Source organism: Maritalea sp. YIW29, assembly GCF_057219265.1.
On sequence record NZ_JBXVVF010000001.1, the window covers coordinates 1,044,837 to 1,058,630 of the forward strand.

General features: G+C 49.0%; 13 protein-coding genes and 1 tRNA gene. 5 read left to right on the forward strand and 9 right to left on the reverse strand.

The window, feature by feature from the left end:
- Positions 1 to 7: 7 nt before the first annotated feature.
- A complete protein-coding gene (gene glmU, locus AC2D8L_RS05065; protein ID WP_484684353.1) occupies positions 8 to 1,342 on the reverse strand; it encodes a bifunctional UDP-N-acetylglucosamine diphosphorylase/glucosamine-1-phosphate N-acetyltransferase GlmU in 1,335 nt (444 codons plus the stop codon).
- A gap of 168 nt (positions 1,343 to 1,510) precedes the next feature.
- On the opposite strand from glmU, the gene AC2D8L_RS05070 reads away from it, so the two are divergent.
- Positions 1,511 to 2,338, forward strand: coding sequence for a hypothetical protein (locus AC2D8L_RS05070; protein ID WP_484684354.1), 828 nt, complete (start codon positions 1,511 to 1,513; stop codon positions 2,336 to 2,338).
- Between the two features lie 98 nt (positions 2,339 to 2,436).
- A tRNA-Lys gene (locus AC2D8L_RS05075) sits at positions 2,437 to 2,512 on the forward strand.
- Positions 2,513 to 2,586: 74 nt separating this feature from the next.
- On the opposite strand, the gene AC2D8L_RS05080 is transcribed toward AC2D8L_RS05075, so the two are convergent.
- Together AC2D8L_RS05080 and AC2D8L_RS05085 are read right to left on the reverse strand one after the other, a co-directional pair.
- Positions 2,587 to 3,228, reverse strand: a complete 642-nt coding sequence (locus tag AC2D8L_RS05080; RefSeq protein WP_484684355.1) for a 5'-methylthioadenosine/S-adenosylhomocysteine nucleosidase — start codon at positions 3,226 to 3,228, stop codon at positions 2,587 to 2,589.
- A gap of 10 nt (positions 3,229 to 3,238) precedes the next feature.
- On the reverse strand, positions 3,239 to 4,198 hold the full coding sequence (locus AC2D8L_RS05085; protein ID WP_484684356.1) for a pyridoxal-phosphate dependent enzyme: 960 nt from the start codon (positions 4,196 to 4,198) through the stop codon (positions 3,239 to 3,241).
- A gap of 131 nt (positions 4,199 to 4,329) precedes the next feature.
- On the opposite strand from AC2D8L_RS05085, the gene AC2D8L_RS05090 reads away from it, so the two are divergent.
- Positions 4,330 to 5,445: an aminotransferase class I/II-fold pyridoxal phosphate-dependent enzyme gene (locus AC2D8L_RS05090; RefSeq protein ID WP_484684357.1), complete on the forward strand. Its 1,116-nt coding sequence runs from the start codon at positions 4,330 to 4,332 to the stop codon at positions 5,443 to 5,445.
- Complete coding sequence (locus tag AC2D8L_RS05095) at positions 5,442 to 6,050, forward strand: helix-turn-helix transcriptional regulator (protein ID WP_484684358.1); 609 nt, start codon at positions 5,442 to 5,444, stop codon at positions 6,048 to 6,050. The genes AC2D8L_RS05090 and AC2D8L_RS05095 overlap by 4 nt, the downstream gene beginning before the upstream one ends.
- Positions 6,051 to 6,057: 7 nt before the next feature.
- Here AC2D8L_RS05095 and AC2D8L_RS05100 read toward each other — a convergent pair whose 3' ends face one another.
- Both AC2D8L_RS05100 and AC2D8L_RS05105 read right to left on the reverse strand, forming a co-directional pair.
- On the reverse strand, positions 6,058 to 7,014 hold the full coding sequence (locus tag AC2D8L_RS05100; protein ID WP_484684359.1) for an ornithine cyclodeaminase family protein: 957 nt from the start codon (positions 7,012 to 7,014) through the stop codon (positions 6,058 to 6,060).
- A 105-nt stretch (positions 7,015 to 7,119) separates the two neighbouring features.
- Positions 7,120 to 8,004, reverse strand: coding sequence for a DMT family transporter (locus AC2D8L_RS05105; protein WP_484684360.1), 885 nt, complete (start codon positions 8,002 to 8,004; stop codon positions 7,120 to 7,122).
- A 111-nt stretch (positions 8,005 to 8,115) separates the two neighbouring features.
- Here AC2D8L_RS05105 and AC2D8L_RS05110 point away from each other — a divergent pair, with 111 nt between their 5' ends.
- Entirely contained in the window at positions 8,116 to 9,426 is a 1,311-nt protein-coding gene (locus tag AC2D8L_RS05110; RefSeq protein ID WP_484684361.1) for a di-heme oxidoredictase family protein, read from the forward strand.
- Here the strand turns inward: AC2D8L_RS05110 and pgi are convergent.
- Genes pgi through AC2D8L_RS05130 form a run of 4 tightly spaced genes read right to left on the reverse strand, consistent with a single transcriptional unit; the run spans position 9,423 to position 13,774 of the window.
- Positions 9,423 to 11,060, reverse strand: coding sequence for a glucose-6-phosphate isomerase (pgi, locus tag AC2D8L_RS05115; RefSeq protein WP_484684362.1), 1,638 nt, complete (start codon positions 11,058 to 11,060; stop codon positions 9,423 to 9,425). The genes AC2D8L_RS05110 and pgi overlap by 4 nt on opposite strands.
- Positions 11,061 to 11,068: 8 nt before the next feature.
- Positions 11,069 to 12,205: a tRNA guanosine(34) transglycosylase Tgt gene (gene tgt / locus AC2D8L_RS05120; RefSeq protein WP_484684363.1), complete on the reverse strand. Its 1,137-nt coding sequence runs from the start codon at positions 12,203 to 12,205 to the stop codon at positions 11,069 to 11,071.
- Positions 12,202 to 13,278 (reverse strand): tRNA preQ1(34) S-adenosylmethionine ribosyltransferase-isomerase QueA, encoded by a 1,077-nt coding sequence (gene queA / locus AC2D8L_RS05125; RefSeq protein ID WP_484684364.1) that lies wholly within the window; start codon positions 13,276 to 13,278, stop codon positions 12,202 to 12,204. Before queA ends, tgt begins: the two co-directional genes overlap by 4 nt.
- Positions 13,279 to 13,303: 25 nt before the next feature.
- Positions 13,304 to 13,774 carry a peptidylprolyl isomerase gene (locus tag AC2D8L_RS05130; protein ID WP_484684365.1) on the reverse strand — a complete coding sequence of 157 codons (471 nt, stop codon included), beginning with the start codon at positions 13,772 to 13,774 and terminating at the stop codon, positions 13,304 to 13,306.
- Positions 13,775 to 13,794: the final 20 nt, after the last annotated feature.

Below are 13,794 nucleotides of genomic sequence, written 5' to 3' on the forward strand. Positions count from 1 at the left end.
CTTAGCTCTATTCTTTAGTCCAGCGGCGACGAATTTCGTTCGCATAGCCAGCCTTGTTTGTCTGTCTTGAGCGGCCAATGGCCAGGGCATCTTTTTCTACATTGTGAGTAACAACACTTCCCGAAGCAATATATGCGCCATCAGCAATCGTAACCGGTGCAACAAGTGCACTGTTTGATCCGATGAAGCTATTTGCTCCGATGGTTGTTTTATATTTGTTTTTTCCATCATAATTGCAGGTGATGGTGCCTGCCCCGATATTGGTGCCTGCACCCACTTGTGCATCCCCAATATAGGAAAGATGATTGATTTTGGCGCCTTCGCCAATATCAGATTTTTTAACTTCGACGAAATTTCCAGCTTTGCTTTTGGCTGCCATGTTTGTGCCAGGTCTCAAGCGTGCATAGGGGCCAATTTGAGCGCCCTCACCAACCGTTGCGCCTTCCAAATGGCTGAAAGCGTGGATCGTTGCGTTCGATTTCACATGCACACCGGGTCCGAAGACCACGTTTGGCTCAACTATCACGTCACCTTCAATAATTGTATCGTGGGCGAAGAACACCGTTTCCGGCGCGGCCAGCGTTACACCGTTTAACATTGCGTTCTTGCGCATGCGGCTTTGAAAACTCTGTTCGGCCTGCGCCAACTGCACGCGGTCGTTCACGCCCAAGACTTCATGTTCAGGACTGGTAGATGTTTTGACTGACCACCCCTGCGCCCTTGCGATACCAACGGCGTCAGTCAAGTAGAACTCGTTCTGCGCATTCTGATTTTCGATTTTGTCGATTACACCACGCAAGCATTCTGCCTTGAACCCCATAATGCCAGAATTGCAAAAACCGATTTTCTTTTGTTCAGCGGTGCAGTCTTTATCTTCAACAATTTCAAGCAACTCATCACCTTGCATGATGAGGCGGCCATAGCCTTTAGGTGACGCTGGTTCATATCCAACAACAACAAGGTCTGCACCCTGATCCAAAACTTGTTTGGCATTTTCGATGGTTTCAGGTTGAATCATTGGATTGTCAGCGAACAATACAAACACATAGCCATCAAATTGCGCCCAATAAGACTGCGCCTGTTTGGCCGCATGTCCTGTACCCAACTGTTCAGATTGTGTGACCACGCCAATGCTGGGGTCTATAGAAATCAGCAAATCTTGGATTTGATGGTGTTTAGGGCCAATCACAACTGCTATCTGGTCTGCACCTGCCGTTTTGCACGTTTTGACAGTGTGCCCGATCATCGGTAACCCGCCAATTTTATGAAGAACTTTGGGTGTTGAGGACTTCATTCGCTTGCCCTCTCCTGCGGCAAGCACGATTGTCAAAATTGCAGTCATTGACGGAATCCGTTCCAATTTAAGTATTTGTCAGCCTGTTATTGCAAGAATGTGTTGGCAAAATGAAAACACCTAGGCTCGGGATGAACCATTTTTTCAAGTTGTGCAATAATCATTTTTACTAAACGACGATTCGCAGCATCGTGAAACGGATTGTGGGAGACGACATTGGCCGTAGTTGAAATCAATCGATTTGAACAAGACGACGTAAAGATTTGGGGCATTATTGCAGTGTGTTCGTTCACAGCAATGCTCGTCCTGTCCAGTGTTGTCAGTTTCTTGCCATCTGGTTTTTTGAGCGGTTTGCGCGAGACACGTCAGAATTCTGGCACCATTAACCAGCTGCAAGCTGAGCTCACCACGATCCGGCTTGAATTTGCAACCATGAAACGTGAATCCCAGATTACGGGAACGCGCATGACATTGGGCGAAGAAAGTGGCACGAAATTTTCCCGCCGTGTTCGTGCATTAGAATCCAGCATTCCAATGTTGCTCGAAGCACTGCCGGCTGACGCCAATATTGATCGTTCGCTCATCACCGCCTCAATTAACGAGGCAAATGGCGAAGAAATCATTCAGATGGATGAGAACGTAAAAGTTTCTCGTTCAGACTTGTTTGACGGCCGTCCATTGGCAGAAGAGGCAGCGACAACCTTTCAGCAAGTGATCCCCGATTTGGTTGACGAAATAGTGCCCGAACCGGTTGAAAAAATGCCGGATGTGATGCTGAGTTCCACCGAATTCGGATTACTCATCGGCTCAGAAATCGCGCCGGAGAGTGCTTCCCTGTTTTGGGAGCATTATAAAACAAAAGTCGGCACCCTGCTGATTGGATTATCGCCTAGAACATTGTCGCTAACCACTGATTCTGAAAAAACACGGATTATTGCCGGTCCTATTTCAAACATGTCGGAGGCAATTTCTCTTTGTTTACAAATTTCTAAGGCGGGATTAAGCTGCGAAACGAGCGGTTTTGGTGGCGTTGAACTTAACTGATAATCGCCCCGAAAAGAAAAATTGCGAAAGTTGGATTTTTCTTATTGACTTAGCAGCCAATAAAACTATTGTCCGCGCTGTTCGCAAATGAACAATGTGTGCCCGTAGCTCAGCTGGTAGAGCATCCGACTTTTAATCGGACGGTCGACAGTTCGAATCTGTCCGGGCACACCATTTGCCTCCCACGCATTTCAAAACATTTAGAGACGAATTTTTGCCCAACGCAGTCGGTGTGCCGCGTGTTCGCGCTAATGCTCCAAATGTGAAATAACTTCTTTTGCAGCTGTCGCTAGGTTTGCATCTACAATTGGCAACAGCTTCGTCCAATCATCATATTGTTTCATTTCTTCAGGACCATCGCTGATGCCGCGCAGAGCAATCAACGGCACGTCAAACACCTGACAAACCCGCTTCACTGCATAGGATTCCATATCCACCATATCCGCACCAATCGCATCAAATTGATCCGTGAGGATGATGTCTGCCCCGGTAGAAAGAGATGCTGACGGAATGGCAGGAACCTGCGGATCTAGTTTTAGTTCGATTGGTTGATCCAGAAATGGAGTTTGCCCCTTTGCAAAACCCAAGGCAGTAGCATCCATATCGCGATAGGAAGCTGAACTTGCTTGGTAGACTGCGCCTTGGTGCAACGTGGCTGATCCTGACGATCCCAACAAAATCACGAAGTCAGGCTTGCGCTCGACTTCAGTTAGTATCTTCGTGGCGTTCAGCGCCGCTTCGACCGGTCCGACGCCGATGATGGCTGGCTTGATCAGTTTTTTTAGTTCTTGCAGATATTCCGCCTCTGTCGCCATCAAGAACAAGAGGACTTTTCCATTTTCTAAGATTTTTAGTTCAAATGAATTGGTCGGCGACAGATTTGCGGTCATGGAGTTCCTGCTAGATCAGTGGCAAAATCTTAGAGTCATCGTAATTGGCGCCACAAAGCAACACGATGTTGGTTTGATCTTTGTATTTGTCAGCCTTCTGCACAAGACCGGCAAGCGCCAAAGCAGCAGCGCCTTCAACAATTTGGTGTTCTTTACGGGCCAATAGTTTCAGGCATGATGCAATCTCATCCTCATCGCATACAATGAGTTCGTCGATGACATCAGTGGCGATTGGCAAAGTAAGACTGCCAACGTCCATGGCCCCAGCAACACCATCCGCAAGCGTGTCTTTGTGTTCCACATCGTACACTTCACCACGTTTTATGGCTGCGTCTAGCGCCGCCGAGTTCTTCGCAGAAACACCAATCACATTCACCCCGGTGCCAAAAGTTTTTAATACAGATCCGATGCCGCTAACCAAGCCGCCGCCGCCCAGTGAAATGAAAACATTGTCCACTTGGGGCACTTGCTCAAGCATTTCGAGCCCAATTGTACCTTGGCCTGCAAAAACATCCGGATCATTATAGGGAGAGATGTAGGTCAATGCCAGATCAGCTTCAGCCGCCGCCCGCGCGATCACTTCCGAGTGCCCAGCATCATCACCCTGAACAACAACATCAACGCCAAAGGACTTTATACGTTCAAGTTTTTGTTTGGAGACATTTACGGGCAAATAGACCGAAAGATTGTGGCCCAAAATCGAAGCCGCGTATGATGAGGCGATGCCGTGATTGCCTGAACTGGCGGTCACCACCCGTTGACTGACATCGATGGTCGACAATTTGCTCAGCGCGCCCCGCAATTTAAACGAGCCTGTATGCTGAAAGTTTTCTGCTTTGAAATGTAACTCACAACCCAATTCTGCACCCATGGCCTGAGATGGCAAACATGGTGTTTCATAAATGTGCGTTGAAATACGTTTCCGTGCCCGAACTGAATTTGCCGCAGAAATATAGCACTCGTTGATCATTTTTGTTCCTCTTGGGCATGTCGTTGTATCTTTATATCGGGCCACCAAATCATACAAAATACATTTTGTCTATTTTAGACTTTTACTCTGAGAAACAATTCGATATAGATTGAAAAACAAAGGAGTGAATTATGGACATCGTCGAATTTTCCATCGAGCGCATTCAATCGCTTTATGAAAACACAGTGGACTTTAACCTGTCCGACAGCGGTGTACATCCCTATTCGCTGCGCGAACTGCTCTCGCAACAAGAGCTTGAAGAATTGCTAGATGTTGGCCTTGGCTATGGCTGGACAAATGGCGGCGTTGAACTGCGCCAGTCAATTGCCAATCTGTACAAAGACAAAAACGAAGACAATATTATCGTAACGAACGGCTCTGCCGAGGCGAACTTCCTGCTGGTTATGGGTATGCTCAACCCGGGTGACGAATTGGTTGTGGTTGTACCCAATTACCTTCAAATATGGGGATGGGCCAAAGCACTGGACGTTAAAGTTGTCGAAGTGCCGTTGCGCGAAGAACTGGGGTGGCAGCCAGACATTGATGAGCTGCGCAACGCCGTCACCTCCAACACCAAAATGATCACCTATTGCTCCCCCAACAACCCGACCGGCAGTGTGTTGCCAGAGGAAACGTTGAACGAGATTGTGAAAATCGCGCGCGAACATGACATTTATGTCCATGCAGACGAGGTCTATAAAGGCTCGGAGCTGACCGGTGTTGAGGGCCCCAGCATTGCGGACCTTTACGAAAAGGGCATTTCGACAAACGGTCTCTCCAAAGCAATGGCCCTGCCCGGCTTGCGGATTGGCTGGCTGAGCGGCCCCGCCGACGTCATCGCGCGCGCATGGCATTGCAAAGACTATACCTCCATCACCACAAGTTCTGTCAGTGAGTTTGCCGCAAACATTGTGGTTCAACCCAAGAAGCGCGAAGAGATATTAAAACGCAGCAGAGACATTTTGAACAAAAACGTGGCCATGCTGGACAGCTGGGTGAAAGAAAATAGCGAAAATTACTCATGCCTTTTGCCTCAAGCAGGTGGCATGGCGTTTGTGCGCTACAATATGGACATCAATTCCACCAAATTGGTCCACAATATGCGCTCAGAACGTTCAATTATGCTGTTACCGGGAGACTGTTACGGAATGGATGGATATATCCGGATTGGCGTTGGTGCGCCGATGTCTCATCTGGAAGCTGGCCTTGCGCAATTGGGCGAGTTCACGCGCGGCTGGAACAAATGAAGACTGATATAGACCTGCAAAATGCCAAAGGCGTCGCAGATGCAATCGCTGCGCTGCTTGCCCCGCATGCGGAAGTAATTGTTCACGACCTTAGCAGCGAAACCGTTGTCTATATCGCTAACAATTTTTCTCAGCGTGAAATTGGCGACCCGTCAAATCTTAGTGAAATTGACTTTGATCCCAATGTACGGGTCATCGGCCCATACGAAAAGCTCAACTGGGACGGACGACGAATAAAATCGATCAGCATCGTTATGCAAAATGCCAACGGAAGGCCTGCTTCGCTGGTCTGCATCAATTTGGACCTATCTCAGTTTGACCAAGCCCGCCAAATGCTCACCAACTTTGTGGGTGTCATTGGCAATGAGCCCAAACCGGCCAACTTGTTCAACAATGATTGGCACGAGCAAATCAACGAATTTATCAGCACCTGGACGGCCAACAAGTCAGTCACGATTGATCGTTTGTCTCGCGAACAAAAACGGGAATTGGTATTGGCATTGAACGCGAAAAATGCATTTTCTGCCAAGCACTCGGTCAATTATGTCGCGAGGGTCATCGGGTTGGGGCGAGCAACAATTTACAGCTATCTAAAGGCAGAGTAGACGCGCATTATATCGTTCCCGACGCTTCCAAAACGGTTCGCGCCGCTGCAATATCTTGGCTCGCTAATCCTGTCAGATCAGCAATTGAGATTTGCTGCGACGATTGACGACCTAAACTTGGATTGGCCAAGATATTTCCGAGTTCTACGCAGTCTTCCTCGCCGATTAGGCCTTTCACGTATGCACTTGAAAACTCACCATGATCCAAACACTGGCTGACTTGATCAGCAACGCGTAAATCGGCGCGTGCAACAAGTCGAGGGTCCAATTCAAATTTACCGGGAGCGTCAGCGCCCGACGCCGTGATGTGAGTGCCTTCGCGCACCCAGCCACTTTGAATAAGCGCCGCCCGGCTTGGTGTTGTGGTCAAAATGATCTCAGCATCGCAGCACGCCTGTTCCAGATTTTGTGTTGGTGTGACAGAAATGTCGTGGGATTGAAGCTTTCTACAAAGAGCCGCGGCTTTCTTAGCATTACGCGCCCAAAGCACAACTTCAAGGTTGCGTCCATGAAGATGTTCATGATGGGCGATAATTTGCTGTTCTGCCTGAATGCCCGCCCCAAGCACCAATAGTTTGTGCGCATCCGCGTTTGCAAGCGCCTTGGTCGCAATTGCAGCACCAATGGCGGTTCGTTGATCAGTCAGATAACCCTCGTCTTGCAAAATGGCAACCGGTTCGCCCGATTCTGCCGAAAATGCCACCATCATACCATTGCTGGATGGCAATCCTTTGCTGGGATTGTCGTAGAACCCTGTGGCGATTTTTACCAAAAAAATCTTATCGGCATGCAAATGGCCAAACTTGATGTGGCAGTCGGCATCCTGATTCTTGATTGGTAGATACCCAACTGGTGGTATCGTCGCTTCGCCCTTTGATACTGCCATGTAGGACTGTTCAATCGCTTTTGCTAGCGCCGAAAAATCGCAATGGCTGGCAATTTGTTCTTTATTCAAGATGTGCATGCATTCCGCCTATAGACCTTTTGTCTATTTTGTACATCACGTCTAATAAGGTCAAGTTCTTACGCTGCAAAAGCGGCAATAGTTGATAAAATCACAAGACCTACATCACCGTGGCATATCCCGCCGAAAACTCTCTCTAAATGCGACCAACATTGCCCCACCCAAAATGAAGGGAAGCGCGAAGTAAAAGCTTTTGCCCGGCAGCTCATTAAATACCAACAATCCCGCACCAACTGCCCAGACCAAGGAAAGATAATCGAATGGCGCAAGCTTGGACGCTTCTGCATATTTAAAACTCAAGGTAATCGCAATGTGGGCAAAACCGCCAAAAACGCCGGCGCTGATCAATATTGCAATTTCTTCGGGAGAAGTTTGCACCCAGCCAAATGGCGCGGTTGCCAGGCCAGCGACAGCGCAAACAAGGGCAAAGTAAAATGCAATTGCGCCTGCATTCTCTGTTTTGGTGAGATTGCGGATTTGAATGATCGCAAAGGCGGTCAAAATTGAGGTGACAATGCCCAGCATCACGCCGGTTGCATATCCGTCAGTGATTTCCCCACTAAGCTGGGGCACTATGAGCACAAGCGTGCCAACGATGCCGCAGCCAATGCCAATCCATCGCACCATTGTCACATCTTCTTTTAGGAAAACGCCTGCCAAAATTGCAACCAAAACCGGGGACAGGTAAGACAGGATTGTCGCCTCAGCTACCGGTAGATAGCTCAAGGTTGCGAAACTACAAAACATGGCGACACAGCCGGTTAGACATCGCAGCAAATGCGCCACCGGCTTCTTGGTGTAAAGCCCAGACGGAAATTCTTTGGTTACAACAAGAAACGCCACCAGAGGAAACAGCGCAAATGCACTCCTGTAGAAAACAATTTGTCCCGTCGGCGCATTTGAAGTGGCAAGTTTAACGCAGACAATCATCCCCGCAAAAAGCAGACCTGAGGCCACACGCAGAACGATGGCTAAGTTATCTTTCGACATATGTTTCTCTAAGTATAAGAGTAGGTGTGAGATGTCACTGTAGCAGTGGCACAACCCAACACAAGGATAAGATTGGGCTACGGCAGGGCAAATTTCTGCTATTGTGGAGAAATGAGCATTCGACTGAGCATCCTATTTGTCGGCTTTTCGCTGGTTTTCACCACGCACATTGTTGGCGAGCAATTGGTGCCCTTTGGTCCGACAGCATTCTCGCTGGCCAATAAAGAGTTGAACTCGGCCGACCTCGCAAAATTCAATTATGGCCAAGGCCTGTTTCATCATGAATGGCAAACAAGAGAACATGCTGATGGGACACAAAGCGGGCTAGGCCCGCTGTTCAGCGCCAACGCGTGCGCCGCCTGCCATGTGCGTGATGGGCGCGGTCGAATTCCGGAAGTCGACCAATATTCTTCATCCTACGTGATTGGAGTGGGGCAGCCTTCGGCAAACCAAGGGGTGCAACCAGATCCAATTTACGGGCAACAAATCCAGCAAAACGGAACCGGGTCTCCGCATGAGGGGAACGTGATCGTCCATTTTGATGAAATGACAGAGATGTTGGATGATGGAGCTAGTGTTATTCTTAGAACCCCAAACTTTGAGCTCTCAAACCCGCAATATGATGCGTTAGGCACAAACAGCAGACTATCAGGCCGCCTGCCCCAACAATTGATCGGTCTTGGTTATTTGGAGGCTGTACCTGTTGAAGAACTTGAAAGAAATGCGGACCCCGAAGATTTGGATGGAGATGGCATATCTGGGCGTGTTCGTCGCCTAGGTGACGGCCGCGTTGGACGCTTTGGCTGGAAAGCTAACGCGGCGACAATATTTGACCAAACAGCGAAAGCCGCCAGTACCGATATGGGTCTGTCGACCCCGATGTTCCCTGCTTATGCTGGCGATTGCACGCCTAAGCAACCAAGATGCTTGCAAGCAAGTTTGAAGCAACCAGAGAACAAACAGACTGAACTTGATATAAATGAAACGCGCATGTTGGCATTTTATAGCGCGAGCCTGCATGTCCCAGAGCGTCGAAACGTCAGCGATGCAAGTGTAATTGCGGGAGAAAGTTTGTTTAGCAAACTAAAATGCAACAGCTGTCACATTCCGGATTTGGCCATCAGCCAATCCTCAACCAAGGCGTTTACTGACCTGTTGCTACACGATATGGGCGATGGGCTCGCGGACCGACGATTTGGCGACCATGAATTAGGACGAGAGTGGCGCACCCCGCCACTTTGGGGGCTTGGATACACCAAAGAAGTCAACGGCAACCAGAATTACCTTCACGATGGTCGCGCCCGCAATTTGCTTGAAGCTATTATGTGGCATGGTGGCGAAGCCACAAATAGTCGAGAACTGTTTCGCTCGTTATCCGCTAACGAACGAAAACAATTGCTCGACTTCTTGAATTCGCTTTAGCCCTTTCGGCTGGCCAAAAAACGCTGAACCAAGCCATTTGTTGAGCTGTCATGAGCGTTGGCACTTTGCTTACCTGTCACTTTTGGCAGCAAAGCAACTGCCAGTTGCTTACCAAGTTCCACGCCCCATTGGTCAAATGAGTTTACATTCCAAATTGCACCTTGCACAAAAACTTTATGCTCATAAAGGGCGATCAAACTGCCAAGGGTTTTGGGGTCCAACTTGTCGTACAAAATTGTGTTGGACGGCCGATTTCCGGAAAAAACTTTGTGCGGCGCAAGCTCTTCGATCTCTTTCTGGTTTTTGCCTGAATTTTGCAACTCCTCGACCACTTGCTCTTTGGTTTTGCCCAACATCAAGGCTTCAGATTGGGCGAAACAGTTGGCCGCCAATTTCTCATGATGCAGTGGCAATGTTTCATGCGCGTTGGCCGCCATCAAAAAGTCGACGGGAATAACATCCGTTCCTTGATGGATTAGCTGGTAAAATGCGTGTTGCCCGTTGGTGCCCGGCTCGCCCCAAACGATTGGACCAGTACTATAAGATACCGCGGTGCCGTCACGCTGCACTGACTTGCCATTACTTTCCATATCTTGCTGCTGTAGATAAGCCGCAAATCGGCCCATGCGCTGGTCATATGGCAATACGGCGTGGGTCGAAAATCCAAACATATTGCGATACCACACGCCAAGCAACGCGGTGATAAATGGCATATTCTCTTCAATCGGTGCGTTTAGGAAATGCTGGTCCATCTCAGCCGCACCGGCCAAAAACTGGTCAAAATTGTCCGCCCCAATTGCCAACATAATGGGTAATCCAATCGCGCTCCAAACTGAGTAGCGGCCACCAACCCAGTCCCAAAAGCCAAAAATTCGGTCGCTTTTAATGCCAAACGCCGCGCAGCCTTCAAGATTCGTTGAAACAGCAGCAAAATGGTCACCAACAGCATCGTCACCAATGGCATCCGCGAGCCATTTTCGGGCCGAATTTGCGTTGGTCATTGTTTCGTCTGTGGTAAATGTTTTTGAAGCGACAATGAATAATGTTGTTTCAGGATCCAGCGTCGCCACCGCATCGGCCAAATTTGCACCATCCACGTTAGATACGAAATGTGGTGTTATTTCAGAAACATATGGAGAAAGCGCTCGAGCCACCATTGCAGGGCCTAAGTCCGATCCGCCGATACCAATGTTTACAATGTCAGTGATCTTTTTGCCCGTTGAGCCAGCAATTTCGCCCGATCGGACCTTCGTGCAAAAAATGCGCATTGCAGAAAGGACGTTACGAATTGGATTTGAAATGTCCTCACCGTCGACCACGAGATCATCGACACCTTGATGACGCAGGGCCATATGCATAACGGCTCGATCTTCAGTGCTGTTGATGTGCTCCCCGGTCCACATGCGATCACGTAGGGCTTCCACATCGGACTTACGGGCCAAGTCAAACAATGCCCCCAGAACGCCCTCGTCCATTCTATTTTTTGAATAGTCTAGAAACAAGCCGGCGGCGGAAAGTGAAAATTTGTCGAAACGTTGCGGGTCGTTGCGGAACAAGTCTCGCATATGTTGGTCTTTAACCCGGTTAAAATCAGGTACTAAGTCCGCGAGATTTTCTGCAACGTTCTTTGACATATTTTGAACTATCCTAATGGTTCGATGTCGCCTTTTTCCCAACCGGCGCGGGTTTCAGCAACGTAATCGTCATATCTATTTTCGGCAATGGCGGCGCGCGCGCGCTGCATCAGGGATTGGTAATAAGCCAGATTTATCTGGCTTAAAAGCATGGCACCCAACATTTCGTTCGCTTTTAGCAAATGATTCAAATAGGCACGCTGAAAACGACGACAGTTTTCATTCGGAGATTCCTCATCAAGCGGACGCGAATCTTCTTTGTGTCGTGCGTTCTTTAAATTGATAACGCCGTAACGTGTATAAGCATGTCCGTGCCGCCCGGCACGCGTTGGATGCACACAGTCGAACATGTCGATGCCGCGCTTTACCGCGCCAAGCAGATCATCTGGTTTGCCCACGCCCATCAAATATCGAGGTTTGTCTGCCGGTAGTGCAGGAGTCGTGTAATCAAGCACCTCAAACATCGTTTCTTGAGGTTCGCCCACCGCTAGCCCGCCAACGGCGTAGCCATGAAAACCGATTTCTGTCAGTTGTTTTGCTGATTGAAGACGCAGAGATTCGATGTCACCGCCTTGCACAATGCCGAACAACGCATGGCCCGGTTGTGTACCAAAAGCGGTTTTGGAACGCTCGGCCCACCGGACGGACATTTCCATGGCGCGTTTGATTTCTTCGGCTTCAGCAGGCAGCGCTACGCACTCGTCCAGTTGCATTTGAATATCCGAACCCAAAAGGGTTTGAATTTCAATAGAACGTTCCGGCGTCAGCAAATGCTTCGACCCATCAATATGGGATCTGAATGATACGCCATTCTCGTCAAGCTTACGCAGTTTTGCCAAAGACATAACCTGAAACCCGCCACTATCGGTCAGGATCGGTTTTTGCCATTGCGCGAAATTGTGCAGTCCACCCAATTTGGCCATACGTTCTGCACCTGGGCGCAGCATAAGGTGGTAGGTGTTGCCCAAAATGATATCCGCGCCCAGTGCCTCAACCTGTTCAGGATACATGCCTTTTACTGTTGCAGCGGTCCCAACTGGCATAAACGCGGGCGTGCGAATGTCGCCGCGCGGTGTGGAGATCTTGCCCAATCTTGCGCCATTGTCGGTGTTTTTGAGTTCAAAGCCGAATTCGTTTTTGTTCATCTTTGTTCCCGAAACAGAAGTGAAGCGTCGCCAAACGAATAAAACCGATATTCGTTTTGGATTGCATGGGCGTAAGCGCGGCGCATATTTTCAAAACCAGAAAATGCGCTAACGAGCATAAATAGAGTGGATTTTGGCAAATGGAAATTCGTCATCAACATATCAACAGCGTTAAACTTGTAGCCGGGCGTGATAAAAATATCCGTTTCGCCGCAAAAAGACTGCAATTCGCCGGACGCGGATGCTGTTTCCAAAACCCGCATGCTCGTCGTACCAACCGCAACCAACCGCCCGCCATTTGCGCGGCATTTTTTGATTTTTTCGACCGTTTCTTCGCTGAGTTCGCCCCATTCAGCATGCATTTGATGGTCATTTGTGTCTTCTACTTTGACGGGCAAAAATGTACCCGCGCCAACGTGAAGGGTGACAAAATCAACGTCAACGCCCAAATCTTTGATTTTGGCCATCAATTCATCTGTGAAATGAAGACCTGCAGTCGGGGCAGCAACTGCCCCGTCATGCTCGGCATAAATTGTTTGATAGTCGGTGTCGTCTTGGCTGTCGTGATCGCGTTTCGCGCTGATATAGGGCGGCAATGGCATGGCGCCACGGGCTTTAATCGCTTCGTCCAATTCAGCGCCGGTCCGATCAAAACGCAGCAACACTTCGCCGCTTTCGCCTTTGCCTTCACAAGTGGCAACAAGCGGTTCCATTTCAGCAGTTTCAAATATCAGGTCTTCGCCCAATTTGAGCTTTTTCGCAGGACGGGCAAATGCGCGCCAAAGGTCTGGCTCATCCCGTTTGTGCAAATTGACCGTGACTTTTGCAACAGCATCGCCGCGGATGCGTTTGCCCACCAATTCAGCGGGCAAAACACGTGTGTTGTTTGCGATCAATATGTCGCCAGAACGCAGAAAAGTTAGCAAATCGGTGACAATATGATCAGCTGGCGGATTGCCGCTTGTCATATTCTGCGGGTCTACGACGAGCATGCGCGCGCTATCGCGCGGCACAGCTGGATGCAATGCCACGCGCTCAGCCGGCAGTTCAAAATCGAACTGATCAACGCGCATGTTAGAAAAGCCTTAGTGTTGCAACTTAGTCTGCTGCGACGCGCATAGAAAGAATGCTATCTGGCTCAACAACAGGCTCACCCCGTTTAAGCGCATCCACAGCTTCCATACCGTCAATCACTTTGCCCCAAACCGTGTATTGGTTGTCAAGGAAACCAGCATCGCCAAAGCAGATGAAGAATTGTGAATTTGCTGAATCTGGGTCCATTGTGCGTGCCATGGAGCAAACGCCGCGCACGTGAGGTGTATCACTGAATTCTTGAGCGAGGTCTGGCTTGTCTGAACCACCTGTGCCGGTGCCTAGTGGGCAACCAACTTGAGCCATAAAACCGTCAATCACACGGTGAAATACAATACCGTCATAGAAATTTTCACGCGCAAGTTCTTTAATGCGCTCCACATGTTTTGGTGCAACATCTGGGTACATTTCAATCACAACGCTGCCTTTTGAAGTTTCAAGCAACAATGTGTTTTCGCGGTCTTTAATTTCAACCATAGTAATTCTCCTTTGTTGCC

Bases quoted from the DNA above. Each gene is read 5' to 3' on its own strand.
- glmU (WP_484684353.1), bottom strand. From the start codon at position 1,342: ATGACTGCAATTTTGACAATCGTGCTTGCCGCAGGAGAGGGCAAGCGA.
- AC2D8L_RS05080 (WP_484684355.1), bottom strand. From the start codon at position 3,228: ATGACCGCAAATCTGTCGCCGACCAATTCATTTGAACTAAAAATCTTA.
- AC2D8L_RS05085 (WP_484684356.1), bottom strand. From the start codon at position 4,198: ATGATCAACGAGTGCTATATTTCTGCGGCAAATTCAGTTCGGGCACGG.
- AC2D8L_RS05090 (WP_484684357.1), top strand. From the start codon at position 4,330: ATGGACATCGTCGAATTTTCCATCGAGCGCATTCAATCGCTTTATGAA.
- AC2D8L_RS05095 (WP_484684358.1), top strand. From the start codon at position 5,442: ATGAAGACTGATATAGACCTGCAAAATGCCAAAGGCGTCGCAGATGCA.
- AC2D8L_RS05100 (WP_484684359.1), bottom strand. From the start codon at position 7,014: ATGCACATCTTGAATAAAGAACAAATTGCCAGCCATTGCGATTTTTCG.
- AC2D8L_RS05105 (WP_484684360.1), bottom strand. From the start codon at position 8,004: ATGTCGAAAGATAACTTAGCCATCGTTCTGCGTGTGGCCTCAGGTCTG.
- AC2D8L_RS05110 (WP_484684361.1), top strand. From the start codon at position 8,116: ATGAGCATTCGACTGAGCATCCTATTTGTCGGCTTTTCGCTGGTTTTC.
- pgi (WP_484684362.1), bottom strand. From the start codon at position 11,060: ATGTCAAAGAACGTTGCAGAAAATCTCGCGGACTTAGTACCTGATTTT.
- tgt (WP_484684363.1), bottom strand. From the start codon at position 12,205: ATGAACAAAAACGAATTCGGCTTTGAACTCAAAAACACCGACAATGGC.
- queA (WP_484684364.1), bottom strand. From the start codon at position 13,278: ATGCGCGTTGATCAGTTCGATTTTGAACTGCCGGCTGAGCGCGTGGCA.
- AC2D8L_RS05130 (WP_484684365.1), bottom strand. From the start codon at position 13,774: ATGGTTGAAATTAAAGACCGCGAAAACACATTGTTGCTTGAAACTTCA.